The sequence below is a fragment of the Fibrobacter sp. genome, assembly GCF_045112255.1.
Lineage (GTDB): Bacteria > Fibrobacterota > Fibrobacteria > Fibrobacterales > Fibrobacteraceae > Fibrobacter.
The window spans coordinates 1-21,577 of sequence record NZ_JBGUHR010000043.1; the positions used below are offsets into that span (position 1 = coordinate 1).

Here is a 21,577-nt window from a genome sequence, read left to right on the forward strand (position 1 = left end):
TGATTTTTGCCATTGCTTTACCTTTTGGGGATGTGCAATGAATATAGTAGTTACGCTACCCTCTTATTAAACTCCTGCATAGTCCAAAAAGAAGGCGGCTTTCCCTGATACATGTGAAATGCATATACGTACTACGGTAACGCTTCCCGGCATGCCTTCGCAGGTGGTAAACGTGGCTTTGCTTACTGCGGGGGAATCGAAATCCATTACCACAATCAAGTCGAGCATGATGCAGATGGAAATGGTGCAGAACGATGGTCGAATGAAGGTGACGGACTTGAAGACTGGAAAGAAACTGCCGGCACAGAATATGCCTGCGCAGAATCTTGCCAATATCAACAAGCAGATGGGTTCTCCTGAGGATTACAACAATCCTATTGCTGAAGGAAATCTTTGGAAATTGACGCCCAAGGATCCGGCTAAGCCGACGCTTTACTATTCGCAGAAAAACAAACGTGTGATGAAAATGAATGCTGCCGTGAATGGAATGGGGGCTGTGAGCGAATTCGAGTATTGCGATAATTCTTGCTCATTACCGGGAACGATTAAGAAGGTGACGATAAAGTCAAAAGCACCTCAAGGCGAAAGTACAGTTACTCTTGAAGTTCTAAAAGCAAAACAAAGACATCTTTTGCCGATGAAAATCTTTAATGTGGAATAATAAAAAGCGGACTTTCGTCCGCCTTTATTGTAATTATGTCTTGCAGTTTATTAATCACGAGATTTAACTGGACCTTTCGCCCCTAACGTGTCTCAAGGTGACGAAGATGTCTCTAGCCTTTCGCGATCATTTCCATGAGTTCAGTGTCGAGGCGTTCGGGGTTGTTGTACTGCGGCAAATCGTTGTGCAGCGATTCGCCTTTTGAAACGAGACCGAAGTCCAGATTCTTGTAGTTCCAGTAGCTGTAACCCACGTCGGCGTCGCGGAGGATGTCGAGGAAGTCGCGCATCCAGGCAAGCTGATATTTGCGGGGAACTTGTACGTAAACGCCGAACTCGTTGCAGCTTACCGGCAAGTCGTACTTGGCGCGGAAATCGAGGGCGTTCTGGATGCTTGCCTGCAACTGGGCCTTGTCCCATCTGCCGTATTCCACGTTCAAACGTGTTGTGCCGCCAACTTCGGGGGCGGCGTAATCGCCTGGCCACGGGCGTTCAATCTTGAAGAACGGATCGTCGATCCAGGCAGCGCCCTGGTGCGTAAACGTCACTGGCGTGTAGGTATGGAAGCTGTAGATGGCGTTGTCGTCATCGAGCGGTGTCAAGAATTCGAATTCCCTGGCGCTGTTCCACTTGTTGGCGCCTACGACAATGGTGTTCTTCGGGGCGTGTTTGCGGATTTCCCAGAAGATTTCGTCCTTGACTTTATCCCAAACCTTGGAATCGCTTGCGGCCGGTTCATTCAAAAGTTCCATCATCACGCGCGGCATGGAGCTGTAGCGTTCGGCCATGAATGCCCAGATCTTGCGCGTGTCCTTGCGGGCGTTCGCATCGGCAAAGAAAGCTTGTTCGTGGTTGCTGGCGAGGTGGAAATCGTGACCCGGGCACTTGTGAAGGTCGAGAATCACGTCCAGATCTGCATCCTGGATGTCCTTGAGCGCCTTGTCCAGGAGCGCAAAGATTTCTTCATCCGGCTTGAGGTCGTCGCCTTTAAATAAATTAAAGTAGTCCACCGGCAAGCGAACGTGGTTGAACCCCGCATCGTGGATGCGCTTGAAATCGCTTGTTCCAAGGAACGTCTTGATGTGACCTACGACCCCCGGAAAACCGACAGGATCCTTTTCTTCGATGCAGTCAACCTGACTGAACCATCCGCCCAAATTCACTCCGCGCAATCTTTCTTTATTCATGCGTGTATCCCATACTTTGGCGGCCTAAGCCGCCTGTTTGAATGAATAGGTTATTCGTTTACGATGTTCAAATCTTCGTCGGCGATATTCAAGTCCATGATGACTTCCATATCGTCGGGAAGGTTATAAAAATCTACAACCAGGCCCACCTTCTTGTCTTCGTCCTTTTGCTTGTCGAACTGGACGACGTCGTAAATTTTCATTTTGATGACAGCTTCCTGCGTTACAGGAATTTCGATGGTCATACCCTTGCTGATGGGGCCTTCTACAATCTTGCCCTTGAAAACCAGACTGGTCTGGTCGTCGCCGAGCGAGGTCTTCTTCACGTGAAATACAGCCATTATTCTTTAGCCATTAACTTTTAAATTAATCGGTTTGTTTTGATGTGGCATACAATTTCGCCACTCGTAAAAATTTAACTTTTTTACATGACTCTCCGTGTTGGTCGAATCCCTTTTTTGGTCTGTGCGCCGTTTTTCTTCAATTCTGTCGGGCGCGAAAATGAATTTCCCGAGGTGGCCTTTGTCGATGGTCCGCCGAGTGCCCATAGTGCAGGCCTCAAGGACGGCTCGATCCACCTTTCCCCGGCGTCTTCGATTACGTTTGCGCAAAAGCCGGGCGCCTTTGTGCTGTCGCCGTCGCTCTGCACGTCGTGCTCTTTCGAGGTGCGGTCGGTCAAGCTGTTTTCGCGTTACCCGATCGGTGAACTTTCGGGCAAGAACATCCGCATGACTTCGCAAAGCAAGACGTCTGTTACGTTATTGAGAATCCTCCTTGAAAACCGCTATGGGCTTTCGCCCGAATATGTGCCGGGGCTTGCGGCTGAATTGACCGATGATGCGTGCCTTTTGATTGGCGACCTGGCGCTTGAAGAAAATGAACGCCACCGCTTTGCGTATTGCTATGACTTGGGAACTCTCTGGCAGGAATGGCAAGGATTACCTTTTGTATTTGGTGCATGGCTTATTTCGAAGGAGGCGCTCTCGGCTCGCCTGCGGCCTGTTCTTGACGACTACATGGCGCGCCTGGAAACGAGCATCCGCGAGTTCCGCAAAAATCCGTCGCAGGCTCTGGACGTATGGCTTGCGAAGTATCCGGTGAAGTTGCCGCGCCCCCTCGTCGAAGACTACTTTAGCGTACTCGATTACCGATTCACCGACGAACGCAAACAGTCGCTGATGTTGTTTTTCAAATTGGCCGCTCAAATGAGGCTCGTTGAATCTGCGCCGCCGATAGAGTTCCTCGAGTAATTTTATTTTATAGCTGTTGGAATGAGTGTAGGGATGGTAAGGAGAACAAAATGGTAGAGGAAAAAATTCTTATCGTCGACGATGATGATGTTGAATTGAAAAGAGACTCGGATGTTCTGAAAGCAGTTGGGTACGATGTTATTGGCTGCAAATCCGGTGCCGAGGCTTTGGAGTACTTGAACGACAATCCCGTGGAGCTTGTTCTGCTTGATGTCAACATGCCGGGAATGAACGGCTACGACGTTTGCCTGAATATACGCAAGCAGTTCCCGCTAGATGACCTGCCGATTATATTCCTCACGAATCAGGAGAACGAGGCGAGCGTAACGCAGGGATTCCAGTCGGGGGCTTCTGATTTTGTCTGCAAAAATTCTGCGCCGGATATTTTGCTTGCAAGAATTGCTGTGCATCTGCGCCTGACGCGTTCGCTTCGCAACTTGCGCGAGATCTCCTTGACGGACGATCTGACAGGCGCCTACAACCGCAGGCATGCGATTTGCTCTTTGCGTGAACTGTTCGCGCGCAGCAAGCGCTATGGCACGAATTTCTCAATAGTTTATTTTGACTTGAACGGTCTTAAAAAGGTCAACGATCAGCATGGGCATTTGGCTGGAGACTTGCTGCTCCGTTCTGTCGTGAACGCTTGCAACAAGCTGCTCCGCGAATCGGATATGCTGTTCCGCATGGGTGGCGACGAGTTCCTGGTCATCTGCCCGGACACCGATCTGAAGGGCGCGTTCGTCTGTGCCGAGAGAATGCAGGAGGCGGTGAAGTCGCTTACGATTGTAGACCAGACGGTTTGCTTTGCTTATGGCACGGCAAGTTCCACCGAAGACTACAAGGACATGGACGAGATGCTCCGCAGTGCGGACTCTTCCATGTACGAATGCAAACGCAAGATGCGCGCCGAACGTTGTTAATACGGCTGCGCTGTAGCTTCGGTCATCCTCGAAGCGGGAGTGGCAATCTCATAAGGCGAGAGCTGTAGCTTCGGTCATCCTCCGTTAGGAGGATCCATAATTTCTCGAAGAATCTAAAAAATGCCGCGGAAATTTCCGCGGCTTTCCCTTACGCAATTGCAGCTTTGACAGCATCGAGCAGTTTCTGCATCCTTGCTTCGATGGTCGCCCAGTCGCCAGCCTTCATGAGGTCCGCATTGAAGATGCTTCCGCCGAATGAAAGCAAGTTTGCGCTTGCCTTCAGGTAGCTTGCGGCGTTCTCTGCGTTCACGCCACCGCATGCCATCAGCGGGATGTCGCGGAACGGTCCGCGCAAAGCCTTGATGTATTCCGGGCCGCCCACGCAGTTCACCGGGAAAATCTTGATGGCGGTTGCGCCGAGATCGTAAGCCTTCTGCACTTCGGTCGGCGTGAGTGCACCCGGGATGATCGGGATGCCCGCCGTATTCGAAAGACGGATGACTTCGTGACGTGTGTTCGGCGTGACGATGAATTCGGCACCTGCAGAAATCGCTTTTTCCACATCGCTCCCGTGACGGACTGTACCTGCGCCGACCTTGATTCCAAGCGGCTTTGCAATGGACTTGAGCTTTGCGATAATTTCGGTTGCTGCTGCGGTGTTCATCGTGACCTCAATCGCCTTGAGTCCGCACTTTGCAGACGCGTTCACGCACGCTTCTTCGGCGCCCTGAGGAATGTCGCGGAGAATGCCCACGACCGGCATCGGTTGTAAAAATTCAAGAAAATTCATGACTTTAAAATAGTTTATAGACGAAAGACGAGAGACGAAAGAAAATAAAAAAGTGTTGTTTTTTTATTTACAGAGAATGTAACCTACTCGAATCTCAGCGCTTCGATCGGGTCGAGCCTGCTTGCCTTGCGGGCCGGGTACCATCCGAAGAACACGCCTGTCGCAAAGCACACGCCAAAGCTCACGATGACGCTTGTGACGGAAACGCTCATGGGCCAGTTCATCGCAATCTTTACCGTTTCGGAGGCGGCAATGCCGAGCGCAATCCCTATCGCGCCGCCGAGCAGGCTGATAATCACGGATTCAAAGAGGAACTGCAAAAGGATGTCGCGGCCGCGGGCGCCGATGGCCATGCGAAGCCCGATTTCCTTGGTGCGTTCCGTGACGGACACGTACATGATGTTCATGATGCCGATACCGCCAACAAACAAACTAATTCCAGCGATGGCGGTGAGCACGAGCGAGAGCATGTCGGATGTACTTGTGACCATTTGGATCATTTCTTCTTGCGTGAACACGCGGAACGGGTCGGTCGGTTTTGTCCAGTTGCGGCGTTCCTTCAGGATGGTCATGATTTCTTCGGTGGCTTTTGCGGCGTAGCCTTCGCCGATGGAGTTTGCGTAAATCTGCCGGATGTTCGTCGTTGCGGAGAAGCGCCTCATTACGGTCTGGTACGGCGTGAATATCACGTCGTCCTGGTCCTGCCCGAAATCGCCGGAGCCTTTAGCCTTGAGCGTACCGATGACCTTGAGTGGGATGCTCTTGTAGCGGATTGTTTTTCCAATCGGGTCTGTATCCGGGAAGAGGTTTTTCACGACGGTCTGCCCGATGACGCAGACTTTTGCCATGCGGTCCGCTTCGTCGTCGAACATCACGCCGTCCTGGATTTCGTAGTTGCGGATCTTGAGGTAGTCTGCCGAGACACCGGAAAGCGTTGTGGGGGAGTTATTGTTTCCGACTATAGCCTGCCCGCCGACGGAGACCATTGGCGATACGCCGTTGATGTATGTCGCGTTTTCGCGGATGGCGATGACGTCTTCTTCTTCAAGGGCTTCGGCCGATTCTGTCTGGACGCCGCCTCGGCGGCTCTGGTTTGGCATGATGGTGATGGCGTTTGTGCCCATCGCAGTCATCTGTTCCTTGATGGATTTCTTGGAGCCTTCGCCCATGGCGACCATGGTGATGACGGCTGCAACGCCGATGACGATGCCGAGCACCGAGAGGAATGTGCGCATGCGGTTGCGGAGCAGCGCGCGGAGTGCAATCTTAGCTAATGTAAACGGATTCATAAGGCAATTCGGAATTAGGATTTCGGAGTTAGGAATGATGTTTTAATTGGAAAGCGGAATAATGATCAAGATTTAATTCCTAATTCATAATTCCGACTTCCGAATTAGTCAAATGTTTCTGGTGGCGGGAGCATCTCGAATGCGACTTTTGCATCTTGCACTTTTTCGTTGATGACATCTTTTTTCAGTAAACCGTCACGAAGTGTGATAGTGCGCCCGCTGAACGTGGCGATGTCGGGTTCGTGCGTCACGAAGGCGATTGTCTTGCCCTGTCGGTGTAGCTCCTGAAAAATCATCATGATTTCGTAGCTGGTGCGGGTGTCGAGGTTGCCGGTCGCTTCGTCGGCGAGAATAATCACGGGGTCGTTCACGAGCGCGCGGGCGATGGCTACGCGTTGCTGCTGGCCGCCCGAGAGCTGGTTCGGCAAATGGTTCATGCGGCTTTCGAGCCCGACCATCTTTAAGGCTTCGATGGCGCGATGGTGGCGTTCTTCGGCTGAAACTTTGGAGTTGTACAGTAACGGGAGTTCCACGTTTTCGATGGCCGTTGTGCGGCTGAGCAGGTTGTAGCTCTGGAAAACGAACCCGAGCTTCTGGCTCCGGATGCGGGCGAGCGCGTCGCGTTTCAGCGTTTCTGTATGCTGTCCGTCCAATATATAGTGTCCAGAAGTCGGTCGATCCATGCACCCCAGAATGTTCAGCATGGTGGACTTGCCGGAACCGGATGTTCCCATGATCGTTACGAATTCCCCTGGGTAGATGTCGAAACTTACCCCCCGGAGAGCATGGACGGTCTCGTCGCCCATTTTAAAATCACGGCGCAAATTTTGTACAGAAAGAATCGGTGAAGCGGATTGCATAAAGACCTTTTATTTGCCTCTTTGGATGCTCTAACCTGTTGAATTGGTTGCTTTTACATCGAATAAATATGGTTTTTCGACCTTTGCAGAGCGAAAAGCAGGAAAAACATCAAAAAATCAGATGATTGTTATGTTTCAATGTATAAACAATAATTTTTTTTTTATTTTATATTCCGAATTGGACCACAGCAGGTGGTTGGTTCATGTGCCCTTGGAGATTTTGATGAATGAGAAAATGACTCAGAATATGTCGAATGCGTCAGCTGATGGCGAGATCGATATTCTTGAGATAATTGTGTATCTAAAAAGCAAGTGGAAGTTCTTGCTTGTTTTCTTGTTCTTTGGCGTTATTTTTGGCTGTCTTGTCGCGATGTGGATTCGCCCGTCCTTTAAGAGCGACATTCTTCTCCAGGTAAATGTTAAGGGAAATAAGCAGGGCCTTGCTCTTGGTGAAATGGGTGCGCTGTTTGACGTCTCGACGCCTTCCGCTGCCGAAATGGAACTCATCAAGAGCCGTGTCATTCTGGACCAGGTCGTCCAGGACGAGAGACTGTGCTATTCTGCTGTTCCGCTCAATAAGCTTGATCGTCTTATGCATCGCGAAGGCCGCATGGATCTTGAACTTCTTGTTATTCCGCGTGCGTTCGAAGAAGCAAAGGGTGAACTTGTGGCCCGCGTCACAGCCGATTCCAGTGCATACGAAGTAATCGGACTAGAGGGCGAGGTCGTACTGTCCGGCAAGGTCGGTGAAACTTACCGTAAGCCTTTTGCTGGTGATACTTTAGCCATTTGTGTCAAGAACCTGACCGCAACCGTTGGTCAGACTTTCTTGCTCACTGCCGTGCATCCGCAGGTTGCTGCCGGGAATCTTCTCAAGGGTCTGAGCATTTCGGAAGAAGGTAAGAGTTCTGGCATTATCAGAGTGTCTCTTGAAAACCGTTACGCGGATCGAGTTGCTGCTATTTTGAACACTGTCGCTAATACATATCTGAAGCAGAATATCGAAATGCGCAGTGCCGAAGCCAAGAAGACTTTGATGTTCCTTGAAGAGCAGTTGCCGGGCGTTAAGGCCAAGCTCGATTCTGCTGAACAGAAGTTGACCTCGTTCCGCAATGCAAAGGGAACTATTGACCTTTCGGGCGAAACTCGTTTGCACCTTGAAAAGGACGTGACTCTCCAGCAGCGCATCATTGAGCTGGAACAGAAAAAGCAGGAAGTTCTTCGCCTGTTCCGCGCGGAACACCCGACGGTCCGTACGATTGAAGAACAGCAGGCCAGACTGCGTCGCGAACTTGCCAGACAGCAGCGTTCCGCATCTAGCTTGCCGGTCTTGCAGCAGGAAGTGCTTTCGTTGCAGGAAGAAGTTGAAGTCAACAACAAGCTTTACACGAACTTGCTGAACAATATCCAGCAGTTGCGAGTTGTCCAGGCCGGTGAAGTTGGCAATGTCCGCATTGTGGACCAGGCTTATGAACCGCTTAAGCCGAATAAGCCCAACAGGAAGCTTATCTTCCTTGGGGTTATGGGTGCATTTCTGCTTCTGGGCTGCTTTATTGTCTATATCCGTCGCTTGCTCTCGAACGGTGTTTGCAGCAGCAGCGAAGTGGAGCAGGCTACAGGCGTGGGCGTTTACGGCAAGCTTCCTATGCTTGACGGTAAGACATTGAACGATGTATATAAGCCTTGCGTTGCCACTAACCCGGACGATCCGTTTGCAGAAGGCATCCGCGCTCTCCGTACGGCTCTTGAATTTTCTGTCTTCTCGGATGGCAAGAAGGTTTTGATGGTGTCCGGCCTTGTGCAGGGTGTCGGTAAGTCCTTTGTGTCTACAAACCTTGCTGCGTCCTTTGCCATGTCGGGCAAGAAAGTTTTGCTGGTCGATATGGACCTTCGTCGTGGTCACCTGTTCAAGCATAGCCAGAAGGGCCTGTGCGAAATGCTTGAAGAAGAAAACTATGGCGACGACTATGTTGTCAAGGTGATGGACAATTTCCATGTCCTAGGTGCAGGCGCCCGTGTCGTGAATCCGGGTGGACTTTTGACCAGTTCTAGATTTAGCGCTTTCCTTGATGCATTCAGGGATAAGTATGACTTGATTGTTCTGGATACTCCTCCGGTATTCCAGTGCAGTGACGCATTGCTTGTCGAAAAGCATGCGGACTATCTGTTGTGTGTTTTGAAGCATGCAGCTCATACCATTGAAAGCATCCAAGATGCCTTGAATACTTTTGACCGCAGTACGGAAACACCGTTGCAGAAGGCTTTCGTCTTCAACAAGTGCGAGCGTCATGCGGGGTCCGGCTATGGTAGCTACGGCTACTATGGCTATCACAAGAAATATTAACCAATAACAAGGAGAATAGATGAAAAAAATAGTCGCAATGTCTCTCTTGGCCGGTAGCTTCGCGTTCGCGCAGTCCGGTCTGATGGGCGGAGCCGATGGTCTCAACCAGAAAACAGCCCAAACCCTCGGTCAGGGTGGCTTTGCTGCCGGTTTCGGTGGCCAGGCTTCTTATGACTCTTGGTCCCTCACTCGCGGTGGCCATTTCAGCAAGGCTGGCAACAAGGACAGCTTCCATGACAACGTTGGTAGCTTGACTGCAAATATCAACTTTGCAGCTGGCGTGACGGACTTCATGGATATCGGTCTTGCCCTCCCGCTTTACTACGACCATGCTAACGCACACAAGGTCGGTGAAGGCGACATGTGGAAGGCTAGCCGTGGTGACCTCGAACTCTGGGCAAAGGCAAAGCTTCCGCTCGATGAAGCAACTGATGGCATCTTCAATGCTGCTATCGCTGCTCAGTTCTACTTCCCGACTGGCGACAAGTCCGTTGGCGTACGTCCGCGTCACGCTTGGTACTTGAACGCTAAGGGCGAACAGACTCACCCGTACACCCTCAATGGCATGGCTTTTGGTGGTGAATTGATCCTCACTCTCGACCTCCAGAAGGTTGGCGCTCCGCTCCGCTTCAACGGTAACGTCGGTTTCGTCGGTACTGTTGGCCGTGGTTCCAACACGTTGGTCTACGGTGGTGGCATCAATGTCCTCCCGACTGACTGGATGGACTTCTTCGTTGAAGCCAACGGTGAATTCCGTGTAGAAAAGGGTGAATATCCGCGTGATCCGGGTTATGATCCGTTCACTCTTACTCCGGGCTTCCGTTTCCACCTCCCGGCAAACATCGACATCGCCCTCGGTCTCGATGTGGGTATCCGTGCTCTCTCCAACTTCACTTGGAAGTACAAGGACGAAATGCACGCTGCTGAATCTTACCAGCTCCACTACGGTGACAAGCATGGTAACAAGATCGTTTACGGCTACACCCCGACTCCGCGTTATGCTGGTACCGCCGCTCTTACTTGGCGCTTCGGTAACGTCCGTGGTGCTGACGAAGATAACGATGGCGTAGCAAACAATGTTGACCAGTGCGCCGCTACTCCGGCAGGTGCTGTTGTTGACGCTAACGGCTGCCCGATTGACGGCGACAATGACGGTGTCTTCGACGGTCTCGACCAGTGCGCTGAAACTCCGGCAGGTGCTGTTGTTGACGCTGCTGGCTGCCCGGTTGACTCCGACAATGACGGTGTTGCTGATGGTATCGACCAGTGCGCTGAAACTCCGGCTGGCGTAGTTGTTGACGCTGCTGGTTGCCCGGTTGACTCTGATAAGGATGGCGTTGCTGATTACCTCGACAAGTGCCCGAACACTGCTGCTGGTGCTACTATCGATGCTAACGGCTGCCCGATCGATTCTGACAAGGACGGCGTTGCTGACTACCTCGATCAGTGCCCGAATACTCCGGCTGGTGTTGCTGTTGACGCTAAGGGTTGCCCGGTTGACGCTGATAACGACGGCGTTGCTGACTACCTCGACAAGTGCCCGAACACTGCTGCTGGTCTCCCGGTTAACGCTGATGGCTGCAGCCCGGACGGCGATAGCGACGGCATCGTTGATGCTCTCGACAAGTGCCCGAATACTCCGGCTGGCGTCTCTGTTGACGAAGTTGGTTGCCCGGTTGACTCCGACAAGGATGGCGTTGCCGATCACCTCGACAAGTGCCCGAACACCCTCGTTGGCGTTGCAGTTGACAAGAACGGCTGCCCGAACAAGAACCAGGACCTCGACAAGCTCAAGAAGGGTATCCAGTTCAAGACCGGTTCTGCTAAGCTCACCGCAAGCAGCAACAAGACCTTGAACAATATCGCTAAGTTGCTCAAGAAGCTCCCGGCTGTCAACCTCGAAGTCCAGGGTCACACGGATGACACTGGTAAGGAAGAAAAGAACAAGAAGATCTCCGAACAGCGTGCACAGGCTGTTGTCAAGTACCTCGTCAAGAAGGGCATTGACAGCGAACGTCTCCGCGCAGTCGGTTACGGTTCTGACAAGCCGATCGCAGATAACAAGACTAAGAAGGGCCGCAAGCTCAACCGCCGTGTTGAACTCGTTCCGTTCGAAAAGTAATCTTCGATCTTAACTGAGAACTAAAAAGGGGCGTCCGCAAGGGCGCCCTTTTTGTATGTGAAGAAAGTCTAACATAAATTGAACAACGAAAAAGCGCACGGTTACTCCGTGCGCCATTATACCATTATAGAATGATTTTTTTGATCCCGTCGCTAATGCAGAAACAAGAAATAATGGTTTCCCTCCCTTCGGTCGAGAATGACAGCTCCAGGAAAACTTTCCCTAACCACTGCCTACTGCCTACTTTTTAAACACCCATTTCTTGTAGAGCGTAAAGCTTACGAGCACGTAGACGACGTTTGCGATGATGTTCGCGAAGTAGGTTGGCTTCATGAATCTGGAGATGAAGGCGGTAAAGCCCTCGCACCAGGAAGCGTTCGTGAGCACGTGGGCGGAACCTTCCAGAACAAGCAGGTTTATGCCGTAAGAGCAGAGGAAAACGATGATAAACCGTACGACTTCCGTGCGCTTCTTGTTGGTGCTCTTGAAGTTCCAAATGCGGTTCATGATGTAGCTGTTGAGGCCGCCGGCAACGAAACCAAGAAAGTTCGAAAGTTCCAGATTCCAGTCCAGGACCTGGTGCAATATCCAGACGGCGGCAAGGGTGATCAAGGTGTTCATTACACCGATGGCGTTGTATTTGATAAAATGTTTCACGGCGGTAAAAATACTATTTTTGCTACGATATGACCTGGATTACAACTAAGAAATGCAGTGCTGCCAGCGCTGCAGATATGATTCGTAATGGCGATGTTCTCGGGGTTTCCGGATTTACTTTGGCAGGATACCCCAAAGCGGTTCCCTTGGCGATTGCAGCACGTGCTGAAAAATTGCACGAAGCGGGTCAGGAATTTAAAGTGACTTTGTTTGCGGGCGCCTCGACAGGCGACAGCTGCGATGGCGCTCTTGCCCGCGCGAAGGCTCTGAAACTTCGCATGCCATACCAGTCCAATCCGAGTTTGCGCAAGGCGATTAACGATGGAAGCATCCGCTACATTGACGCGCATTTGGGCAAGATGGGTTATCTTGTGCGTACTGGGGCTGTCCCTGCGCCGACGGTTGCGATTATTGAAGTTTCTGCGATTTTGCCGGATGGTCGCGTTTGCCTTTCGACTTCGGGCGGTAACTCCGTCTGCTACCTGGAAATGGCGCCGAAGATCATTCTGGAATTGAACACTCGCCTGGGCGATAGCTGTATCGGCATGCACGATAACGCCCTTCCGGAACTTCCGCCGCATGCAAGGCCGCTTGCAATTTACAGCGCCGGTGACCGCGTTGGTGGTGAATTTGTACAGATTGACCCGAACAAGGTCATTGCGATTGTCGAGAATGAAGCGTACGACGAAGTGACTCCGTTTGTGGAACCAGATGAAGTCTCTAAAAACATCGGTGAACGCATCCTGGACTTTATCCGGTTTGAAGAATCGCACGGCAGGCTTCCGAAGGGGCTTGCGTATCAGAGTGGCGTGGGCAAGGTCGCAAATGCGGTGCTTTGCGCGATGGCAGACGATGACCGCCTGGGGCAAATTGATTTGTTTACTGAAGTGATTCAGGAAGCGGTGCTCCCGCTTTTGAAAAAGGGCAAGCTCGGTATCGCGTCTGGAACGGCACTCACGCTTTCTCAGGCGGCGCAGAAAGAATTTGTTGAAAACAGTGCGGAATGGAAAAAGCATTTCATTATCCGCCAGCAGGAAGTGAGCAACAGCCCGGATGTGATTCGCCGCCTGGGCGTGATTTCCATGAACACGGCTCTGGAAGCGGATATCTTTGGCAACGTGAACAGTTCGCTTGTGTGCGGTTCGGCGATGATGAACGGCATCGGCGGCTCGGCTGACTTTGCTCGCCATTGCGCTCTCGGATTTTTCCTCACGCCGTCTGTGGCGAAGGGCGGTGCGATTTCGAGCATTGTGCCTTACGTGAGCCATGTGGACCACACCGATCACGATACGCAGATCTTTGTGACGGAGCAGGGACTTGCGGACCTTCGCGGTTTGCCGGTCGAAGAACGCGCCCGCCTGATTATCAAGAACTGCGCCCACCCGGACTACCGCGATGCGCTCACGGATGTTCTGGAGTACGGTCTCAAGCATGCAAAGGGCGTCCACTTGCCGCTTGCGCTTTCCCGCGCGTTCGAGATGCATACCCGCTTCCTTGAAACCGGCAAGATGCTGTAACCCTTACATCTATATTTTTGACCTTTTTTAAGCCCTTGTTTGCGATAATTTATTCCTGTTAGCTATTGCGCAAATTGCGCAATAGTTATATTTTAGATACGGGGTGTTTTTGAAAAAAAACTTGATGGTAAGGGGCAACTTCTATGGGGATTTTTTCTCAAAAGAGTTCTAAGGGTTGGAATTTTGGGTTCAAGGTTTCTTGTTCCGCGTTACTTGCTGCACTCCTTTTCGCTTGCGGTGACGATCCCGTCAGCGGACAGAAAGATGATTTGAAGGAAGATTCCAGCTCGTCTGGCAAGATCGATAGCTTGCAATCTTCATCAAGTTCGAAGACTCCCAGTAGATCCTCGTCGAGTAGCTCTAAAGGCAAGGTCTCGTCTTCTAGCAGCCTGAAAGAGGTTGATCCCCTTGACGGTCAAGATATCGTTTATGTGCTTGTCAATGGATCCGTGTCGGGTTCTATTGCCTTGGATGGGTTTGCAAGTACTGCTAAAGTCAAAATGGTGCAGCTGGATACGGCAAATTCGTACAAGGAAACGAAGAACGTATTTTCGGGCAAAGTCGGCAAGGATGGAACGTACGGAATAGACAAAATAGACTTGCCGCAACCTTATGTGATCCTTTCAGTAGATGGTAAAGTCGAAAATATTGTCGATGGCAAGTCTGCTTCAATTACGCTTTCGACTTTGAGTGATGCGACTTCGGGCGAGGTGTTCAATTTGAACTTGCTTACGACGCTCGAGGCCGAACGGACCCTTGGCCTTTTGGGCGGGATGCGGAAAGTCTCGTTTGAAAAAGCGAAGGAAAAGGCTGCGGAAGATGTATGGGGCATGTTCCATTTGGACGCCGCTGACTTTGATGCGAGCGAACTGATACATGTTTCTGATCTCAACGAGTCTGGTGCGGCGCTCTTGGCGTCAACGCTCCTGTTGCAGGCGGGGGCTAACGGCGATTTTGCGAAGTCCTTCAAGGCGGTTGCTGCTGATGTCCGCAAGGATGGAACGTGGGACGATTCTGATGCAAAAATCGCAATTGCAGATTGGGCTTTGTCGAACGACCTGGAAGACGGCTACGCATCGGTCCGTAAGGCTCTTGAAAAGAAGTGGAGCAAGGCTGCTGAATTTGAAAAGTTCGTCAGGAACTTTTACTTGGCGGAATTGGAATTCCCGAAGTGCGATGCGGAATCCGCTGGTGAAATTTTCTTTGTGAAAAACAAGGCGAGTAAGTTTTACGCAGCGAATTATAGCGATGTCTCGAAGTCCAGTGAAAGATTTGTCTGTGATGAAAAGTCCGGCTGGACGTCTATTCCGGATAGCTTGAAGGACTTCATGGGCGAAACGACTCCAGGAAAGGATGGCGAAGTTCGCCGTGGTACATTCTCTGGAGAGTTCTTTACGTATGACGGAACCTCAAAAAAGTGGCGCAAGGCGACCGCTGTTGAAAAGGACCGTTATTTTGTCCTGAACTCCGATGCAAAGGAATTTGTGGATATCCAGGATGTCTACGAAAGCATCAAGGATGACGAGCGCGTTATCTTTGTGCTGCGCCATGCAGAACGCGGTGACGATACGAGTAAGGGCGGGACGCTCACGGACAACGGTAAAAAGCAGTCTGAAGAGGTTGGCGCTCGACTCAAGAAGTTCAAGGAAGACTTTGTCCTGGGCGCTTCGGAATTTTTGCGCGCGCACCAGACCGTGGAATCGATTGCGAAAGGTCGTGGGCAGTCTTACGACAAGCGCGATACGATCCCGCAGCTAAACGATGACTGGTATGCCAAGAATAACGAGGCGGTCGAAAAGGCGAAAAATGAATGCGGTGGCGGCTGGGAAGTGACTTCCAAGTATGCTTACACGGGGGCTTATTCGACGGGTGCCGATGCCGCATACTATAATCTTGCGGAACGCTCGGTGGAACTCATCGAAGATGTGCTTGTCAAGAAGTACCCGACAGAAAAGTTCGTTCTTTTGAGTTCACATGACAAGCTGATGGTACCCCTTGTAGCCTACTGCTCTAATTTGCAGGTAGAACTCAAGAAGTACGAAAATAACGGCAAGTGGATCAACTACCTGGCTGGTGTCGCTATCATCATCGACAAGGACGGAAACCGCCGTTATGTCGCTATTCGCGGTCTCAAGTCTGGGTACGCGAACTAGAAATTACTAATATTCAATTTATGCGGGTTTGGATAATTGTATTGTCGTTTTTGCTGTGGACAGCGTGTGATTCTGTCCGTTATGGCTCTGTGCCGTGTGAAGGCGATGAATGCGGTGATGTATCCGAAATAGAAAGTTCTGATTCGAAGGATAGCCTTTCTAGTGAAAATCCGCGCAAAGATAATAAGAGTAGCTCTTCTTCGCTGAACGGTTCTTCGCAAAGGGAACACCATCGCCGAAGCTCTAGTAGTAAAGGGTCCGGCAAGGATACTTCGGAAGTCCAGAATCCCATTATCGATACGACTATAACCGGGACATTCACATGTCACGATGGTGTTCTTGTTCCTGCTGAAGCTGCTGAGGAAACGGAAGACGAGGCCGCTGACTTCCGTAGAGCGGGAGTTGCGATATCGGGCTTTGCCGAAAAGGGACCGTTCCGTTACGGAACTTCGGTAAAGATTGTTGAGCTGGATAGCGTAAAGCGCTTGGCCGATTCTGACAGGTCGCATGAAACATGCATTGTCACTACGGATGGCTCGTTTAATTTTGCAAATGTCAATCTTGTTTCGCCGTATGTGAGAGTCGAGGCAAATGGCTTTTACGTGGATGAGCTGAGTGGCGGGGTTTCCTCGTCCCTGATAAAGCTTAATGCTGTTGTGGACTTGTCTAAGCGCGATTCGTTCAATGTGAACATGCTGACGCATATGGCTGCTCCGCGTGTGAGGAAGCTTGTCGAAGATTCCGGCAATAATCAGCCTATCGGGAGCCAGAGCGGTCGCGCCTTGACCGACGTGCTTTCGTCTTTCGGGATTAGCCTTGGCGGTTCTGGTGGTGGAGGGTATGGCGGTTTTGGTGGCTGGAATCGCGGTGGACAGACTACAGCGTCGAGCAAGTCCGCAGAAGATATTAGCTTGTTCGGCTCGGACGATTACAGTGCGGCGCTTTTGGCGGTTTCTGTGATGGTGCAGAGCTATGGCTCGGTAAGCGATATGCTCAAGTTTGCAAATTTCGTGGCCGATGATATCCGTGGCGATGGCAACTGGGGCGATAATTCATCGAAGGCGAAACTTGCCGATAAGCTTTTGATGCTCGATGCTGAAGGTGGCCTTGAAAAAATCCGCAGGAACATGGAAGGCTGGAACCTTGGCAAGGTGCCGGATTTTGAAAAGCATGTTCGCAATTTCTGGACAAAGACTCACGGCTTTGAGACTTGCGGCACGATGAATGCAGGCCAGGTGAAGCATGTGGGTAACAGCCAGAGCGAATACTTTGTCTCTTACTATGAACAGCCGGATGGCCCGAAGATCCGTTTTATCTGCGACAGGACCACTAAGAACTGGCGTGTGGCGACGGACCTTGAAAAAGATACGTATGGCTTGGGCGCTGGCGATTACGATGGACAAATCAAGAGCGGAAAAGTCAACCAGGATAAGTCTTACATTTACGACCAGGGCAAAAAGACCTGGCGTGAGCCCGAGCCGGGCGAAATTCTTGAATTTGAAGATGTTGGCGATGTATTGAAGACTGTTGCAGCCGGTGAAAAGGTCATCTTTATCTTGCGCCATGCGGAGCGTACGGATGATACTGGTAAGAGCGGGCACTTGACGAGTAACGGAAAGAAGCAGTCGCAAACTGTGGGCGAAAAGTTCAAGGGCGAAAGTATATACTTTGCAAACTCGACTTACACGCGTAGCTACGAGACCTGCGAAAATGTGGCGGCCGGTGCGGGATTTACAAGCCTTGTGAGCGATACGATTCCGGATTTGGATGGTGCCTGGTTTGAAAAGGACGAAGCAAAGTTCGAAAGCTACAAGAATTCCGATGGCGGTGGCTGGGTGGTTACATCGGCCTATGCGTACAAAGGAATTTATATGGATGCGTTCTATCCGCTGAAGTCCCGTGGCGAAGAATTTATAACCGACGTCGTGAAGCCGCGCTTTGAAAAGGTCAATAAGGTCGCCGTGTGGATTTCCCATGACATGCTTGTCGTTCCGCTTACGGTGTTCTGCACGGACGGAAAGGTGAATCTGCGCTATTTTGACACAAAGCAGTGGATCAATTACCTTGCCGGTGTGGCAATTATCATGGGTACTGACGGCTCGCTCCGCTATGTGCCTGTGAAGGGCCTAACTTCCGGCACGATGACGATGTGATTAGACGAAAGAACGGACCTCTGGTCCTACAGACGAGAGACTAGAGAAAGATGAGGGAAATCTCTCGTCTCTCGTCTCTCGTCTTTCGTCTATCCACCACTAAAATTGCTATATTCACGCGCGTTGATTTTTATCAAACAGTTCACTTAATTAAACATGGACGCATTCCGATATGAATGATACACTAAAGAAAGCTATGGTCTTTGCCGCAATGACGACGGTTTCCGCTGCCTTTGCGTCTGAAATCGTAGCTCAACCTGCTGCTTCCCAGGCTGCAAAGGTTGGCCGTTTTGACGAGCAGATCGCTCTGATGCCGGACTCCATTGCCGCTCCGCTCAAGGAACAGCTCAAGTGGATGGATGAATCTACTGTTTTCCAAATTGTGGAAACTCACGGTGGTGGCTATTCCATTCTTTATAAGACATACGAACAGTCCGTTCGTGCCCGCGATATTCGCGATTCCGTCGAAAATGCCAACGGTACGGCAGTGCTCCCGATTGCTAAGGCAAAGCTCGGTAGCGAATACTGCCAGGGCAAGATGGAAGGTGGCAAGTGCCATGGTGAAGTCCAGAAGTTCACCCTTGGCAAGCTCGTCGAATTCCAGGCAACAGGCCTCATCGTCGTGATGTCTGTGATCATTGGCCTCCTCGTCCTCTGCACGATCATGAGCGCAATCATGAAAAAGCTTGGTTTGGACAAGGTCAAGGCTCCGGCTCCTGCTAAGAAGGCTGCTCCGGCCGCTGCCGCTGCTGCCGCTCCGGCTCCTGCGGTTCGTGCTCCGGCACACTGCGACTGGGATCCGAATGCAAAGAGCATCCATCCGGGATTCACCAACAAGCAGCTCCAGGCGTTCCTCGGCATTGCCGCCGTCGCCGCCCTCGAAGAACATCCGGGACTGACAAACGAACAGTTCCTCGTGATTGCTACCGCTGCTGCAACGCAGGCTCTTGGTCAGCCTTGCCGCGTGACCGCTTACAGAAACATTAACTCCCCTGCTTGGACGATCGTCAAGTAAGGTTCAACTTTTAAAAACTTAACAGGCTTTTAAGCCAGGAAAAATAAAAATGAAGAAAACAGTCCGTATCAGTTTCGAAGGCAAGACCTACGACGTCGAAGTAGAAGTTCTTGATTCCGCAGTTGCTGCAGCTCCTGCTGCTCCGGTTGCCGCTCCGGCACCGGCTCCTGCTGCTCCGGCAGCCGCTCCGGCCGTCGCTGGTGGCACCGAAGTCAAGAGCCCGCTCGCTGGCTCTGTGTTCAAGCTCAAGGTTGCTGTTGGTGACACTGTTGCTGCCAACCAGGAAGTGGCTGTTATCGAAGCCCTCAAGATGGAAAACCCGGTCGTCGCTCCGTGCGCAGGCAAGGTTACCTCTATCTCCGTCAAGGAAACCGACACCGTTACTGATGGCCAGGTCTTGATGACCATTGCCTAATGAGGTAAAAGTCAATGAGTGGAATTATTAACTCAGTCGCGGACTTCGCCTCGAGCACAGGATTCGCGCAGATTACCGTTCCGATGGTAATCATGTGGATCGTGAGCTTCGTGTTGATGTTCCTTGCGATTGTCAAAAAATACGAACCGCTTCTGCTCTTGCCGATTGCTATCGGTGCACTTGCGGTGAACATCCCGTCCGTCGCGTTCTACGACGGTGGCTGGAGCATCGAAGGTATGTTCAGCCCGACTGGCGGTCTCTACTACTACATCAGCCAGGGTATCCATCTGGAACTCTTCCCGCCCATCATCTTCTTGGGCGTGGGTGCCATGACGGACTTTGGACCGCTTATCGCTAATCCGCGTACGCTCATCCTCGGTGGTGGCGCACAGTTTGGCGTGTTCATGACCATGTTTGCAGCTGTCGCTCTCGGTGGCTTTACGCTCGGCGAAGCAGCTTCCATCGGTATCATCGGTGGTGCTGACGGTCCGACGTCCATCTTCACTGCGAACAAGCTTGCTAAGCACCTCATCGGCCCCATCGCCGTTGCCGCTTACACCTACATGGCTCTCGTGCCGCTCATCCAGCCGCCTATCATGCGCGCTATGACGAACGACGCTGAACGCAAGATTCGCATGAAGGCTCTCCGCCAGGTTTCCAAGGCCGAACGCATCGTGTTTGCCGTGATGGTGATGATCGTTTGCGTGCTCGTCGTGCCGGATGCCTCTGCCCTTATCATCATGCTTATGATGGGCAACATCTTCAAGGAAGCTGGTGTCGTTGAACGCCTCGTGAAGACTTCTTCGAACGAACTCATGAACATTGTGACGATTTTCCTCGGCACGTCCGTGGGTCTCACGATGTCTGCTGACATCTTCCTCAAGCCGCAGACTCTCATGATCATCGCTATGGGTGTGGTTGCCTTTGGCTTCTCCACTTTCGGCGGTTTGCTCCTCGCAAAGATCATGAACAAGTGCTCTCCGAAGAACCCGGTGAACCCGCTTATCGGTTCCGCAGGCGTTTCCGCTGTGCCGATGGCTGCCCGTGTTTCTCAGGTTGAAGGTGCCAAGTATGACCCGCAGAACTTCCTCCTCATGCACGCTATGGGCCCGAACGTCTCTGGTGTGATTGGTACGGCAGTTTGCGCTGGTTATATGATCAGCCGTCTTTCGTAAGTCATTCGCTTACAGTGTCATCCCGGACTCCGTTCCGGGATCGCCATTAAATTCCCTCGGCAATGCGCCGGGGGATTTTTTTTTCATGTTCTCAGAACATGCATTCCATGTTCTAAAATGCTTAAAATTTTAAAATTGCTGCAAAGTTGGTAAAATTTGACGAAAAACGCAAATTTCATGTTCTGAATGCGCTGAAAAAGGTATATTTGTACTCATGAAGGAAATCGTTGAATATACGGATTATCGCAAGTACATCCAGGACTACTATGACGAGCGCAAACGCACTTCGGCATTTTCTTGGCATATGTTTGCGCAGAAGGCGGGTTTTGCGTCGGATGTCTATTTGAAGTATGTTTGCGAGGGAAAGAAAAATTTGAGTGTCGGTTCTGCGGGTTCTGTCGCAAGCGCCATGGACCTTGCCGGATTTGAACTGACTTACTTTGTCCTGATGGTCTCGTATGCCCATGCGAAAGATGACAAGACGAAGCGCGCTGCTTTTGAGGAACGTTGTGCTTTAGCGCAGGCCCACAAGATGCGTGTTTTGGGGGATGAAGAGTTCAATTATTTTAAATCGTGGAAAAATTCCGTAATCCGAGAATTGGCTCCGCACATGCCCGGCGCAAAGCCTCTCGAAATAGCACGTGCTTGCAAGCAGAAGATTTCGGCAACGGAAGTTTCCGAGACGCTTGACTTCTTGGTAAAAGCGAAACTTTTGAAAAAGGACAAAGACGGAAACTACCAGCAAACGGATAAGGCCATCAGGATGGCACCTGTGGAGGCGGTGCCTTTGGCTGCCCGCGATTTGCAGCGCCAGATGGGAGAGTTCGCAATTCAGTCGCTGGATTTGCCTCTTTCTGAGCGAATGATGTCGGGCTATACGCTTGGCCTTACGCGTCGTGCTTACGAGCGCATCAAAAAAGAGACGGAAGATTATTACCGCCGCGTGGTGGCGATTGCAACAGAGGAAGATGAAACGGAGCAGGTTTATCGCTTGAACGTGCAGTTGTTTCCGCTAAGCGAACGCTTGAATAAAAATGAAACGGATTTAAATAAGGAAGAGAGAAAATGAG

The 21,577-nt window shown here is 51.2% G+C and carries 18 protein-coding genes; 12 read left to right on the forward strand and 6 right to left on the reverse strand.

Features of this window, described 5'->3' with window-relative positions:
• The first annotated feature begins 118 nt into the window (after window positions 1-118).
• Complete coding sequence (locus ACJMM9_RS05625) at window positions 119-661, forward strand: hypothetical protein (RefSeq protein ID WP_405324591.1); 543 nt, start codon at window positions 119-121, stop codon at window positions 659-661.
• A gap of 112 nt (window positions 662-773) precedes the next feature.
• Here ACJMM9_RS05625 and ACJMM9_RS05630 read toward each other — a convergent pair whose 3' ends face one another.
• Window positions 774-1,847 carry a glycoside hydrolase family 5 protein gene (locus tag ACJMM9_RS05630; RefSeq protein ID WP_405324593.1) on the reverse strand — a complete coding sequence of 358 codons (1,074 nt, stop codon included), beginning with the start codon at window positions 1,845-1,847 and terminating at the stop codon, window positions 774-776.
• Window positions 1,848-1,897: 50 nt separating this feature from the next.
• Window positions 1,898-2,188, reverse strand: coding sequence for a hypothetical protein (locus tag ACJMM9_RS05635; RefSeq protein WP_088641245.1), 291 nt, complete (start codon window positions 2,186-2,188; stop codon window positions 1,898-1,900).
• A gap of 87 nt (window positions 2,189-2,275) precedes the next feature.
• Between ACJMM9_RS05635 and ACJMM9_RS05640 the strand changes: the two genes are divergently transcribed.
• Together ACJMM9_RS05640 and ACJMM9_RS05645 are read left to right on the forward strand one after the other, a co-directional pair.
• A complete protein-coding gene (locus ACJMM9_RS05640; RefSeq protein WP_405324595.1) occupies window positions 2,276-3,097 on the forward strand; it encodes a menaquinone biosynthetic enzyme MqnA/MqnD family protein in 822 nt (273 codons plus the stop codon).
• A 50-nt stretch (window positions 3,098-3,147) separates the two neighbouring features.
• Window positions 3,148-4,017, forward strand: a complete 870-nt coding sequence (locus ACJMM9_RS05645) for a diguanylate cyclase (RefSeq protein WP_405324597.1) — start codon at window positions 3,148-3,150, stop codon at window positions 4,015-4,017.
• Between the two features lie 148 nt (window positions 4,018-4,165).
• On the opposite strand, the gene ACJMM9_RS05650 is transcribed toward ACJMM9_RS05645, so the two are convergent.
• The 3 genes from ACJMM9_RS05650 to ACJMM9_RS05660 all read right to left on the reverse strand — a co-directional run bounded on the left by ACJMM9_RS05650 (window position 4,166) and on the right by ACJMM9_RS05660 (window position 6,956).
• The gene (locus ACJMM9_RS05650; RefSeq protein ID WP_405324599.1) at window positions 4,166-4,807 is read right to left on the reverse strand and encodes a bifunctional 4-hydroxy-2-oxoglutarate aldolase/2-dehydro-3-deoxy-phosphogluconate aldolase; all 642 of its coding nucleotides are present in this window, start codon (window positions 4,805-4,807) and stop codon (window positions 4,166-4,168) included.
• Window positions 4,808-4,890: 83 nt separating this feature from the next.
• Window positions 4,891-6,096, reverse strand: a complete 1,206-nt coding sequence (locus ACJMM9_RS05655) for an ABC transporter permease (RefSeq protein ID WP_173468670.1) — start codon at window positions 6,094-6,096, stop codon at window positions 4,891-4,893.
• A 104-nt stretch (window positions 6,097-6,200) separates the two neighbouring features.
• Complete coding sequence (locus ACJMM9_RS05660; protein WP_405324601.1) at window positions 6,201-6,956, reverse strand: ABC transporter ATP-binding protein; 756 nt, start codon at window positions 6,954-6,956, stop codon at window positions 6,201-6,203.
• 223 nt (window positions 6,957-7,179) lie between these two features.
• Between ACJMM9_RS05660 and ACJMM9_RS05665 the strand changes: the two genes are divergently transcribed.
• Window positions 7,180-9,300 (forward strand): polysaccharide biosynthesis tyrosine autokinase, encoded by a 2,121-nt coding sequence (locus tag ACJMM9_RS05665; RefSeq protein ID WP_405324603.1) that lies wholly within the window; start codon window positions 7,180-7,182, stop codon window positions 9,298-9,300.
• 19 nt (window positions 9,301-9,319) lie between these two features.
• Window positions 9,320-11,422 (forward strand): OmpA family protein, encoded by a 2,103-nt coding sequence (locus tag ACJMM9_RS05670; protein ID WP_405324605.1) that lies wholly within the window; start codon window positions 9,320-9,322, stop codon window positions 11,420-11,422.
• 240 nt (window positions 11,423-11,662) lie between these two features.
• Here the strand turns inward: ACJMM9_RS05670 and ACJMM9_RS05675 are convergent, their stop codons facing one another.
• Window positions 11,663-12,079: a GtrA family protein gene (locus tag ACJMM9_RS05675; RefSeq protein ID WP_405324607.1), complete on the reverse strand. Its 417-nt coding sequence runs from the start codon at window positions 12,077-12,079 to the stop codon at window positions 11,663-11,665.
• Window positions 12,080-12,108: 29 nt separating this feature from the next.
• Between ACJMM9_RS05675 and ACJMM9_RS05680 the strand changes: the two genes are divergently transcribed.
• The 7 genes from ACJMM9_RS05680 (at window position 12,109) to ACJMM9_RS05710 (ending at window position 21,576) form a co-directional block, all read left to right on the forward strand.
• Complete coding sequence (locus tag ACJMM9_RS05680; protein WP_088641254.1) at window positions 12,109-13,596, forward strand: acetyl-CoA hydrolase/transferase C-terminal domain-containing protein; 1,488 nt, start codon at window positions 12,109-12,111, stop codon at window positions 13,594-13,596.
• A 143-nt stretch (window positions 13,597-13,739) separates the two neighbouring features.
• Window positions 13,740-15,749: a histidine phosphatase family protein gene (locus ACJMM9_RS05685; RefSeq protein ID WP_405324609.1), complete on the forward strand. Its 2,010-nt coding sequence runs from the start codon at window positions 13,740-13,742 to the stop codon at window positions 15,747-15,749.
• 41 nt (window positions 15,750-15,790) lie between these two features.
• Entirely contained in the window at window positions 15,791-17,902 is a 2,112-nt protein-coding gene (locus tag ACJMM9_RS05690; protein ID WP_405324611.1) for a histidine phosphatase family protein, read from the forward strand.
• 172 nt (window positions 17,903-18,074) lie between these two features.
• Window positions 18,075-18,917, forward strand: a complete 843-nt coding sequence (locus ACJMM9_RS05695; RefSeq protein WP_405324613.1) for a hypothetical protein — start codon at window positions 18,075-18,077, stop codon at window positions 18,915-18,917.
• Between the two features lie 49 nt (window positions 18,918-18,966).
• On the forward strand, window positions 18,967-19,332 hold the full coding sequence (locus tag ACJMM9_RS05700; protein WP_088641258.1) for an acetyl-CoA carboxylase biotin carboxyl carrier protein subunit: 366 nt from the start codon (window positions 18,967-18,969) through the stop codon (window positions 19,330-19,332).
• A 14-nt stretch (window positions 19,333-19,346) separates the two neighbouring features.
• On the forward strand, window positions 19,347-20,507 hold the full coding sequence (locus ACJMM9_RS05705) for a sodium ion-translocating decarboxylase subunit beta (RefSeq protein WP_014546278.1): 1,161 nt from the start codon (window positions 19,347-19,349) through the stop codon (window positions 20,505-20,507).
• Window positions 20,508-20,721: 214 nt separating this feature from the next.
• Window positions 20,722-21,576 (forward strand): TIGR02147 family protein, encoded by an 855-nt coding sequence (locus tag ACJMM9_RS05710; RefSeq protein WP_405324615.1) that lies wholly within the window; start codon window positions 20,722-20,724, stop codon window positions 21,574-21,576.
• Window position 21,577: the final 1 nt, after the last annotated feature.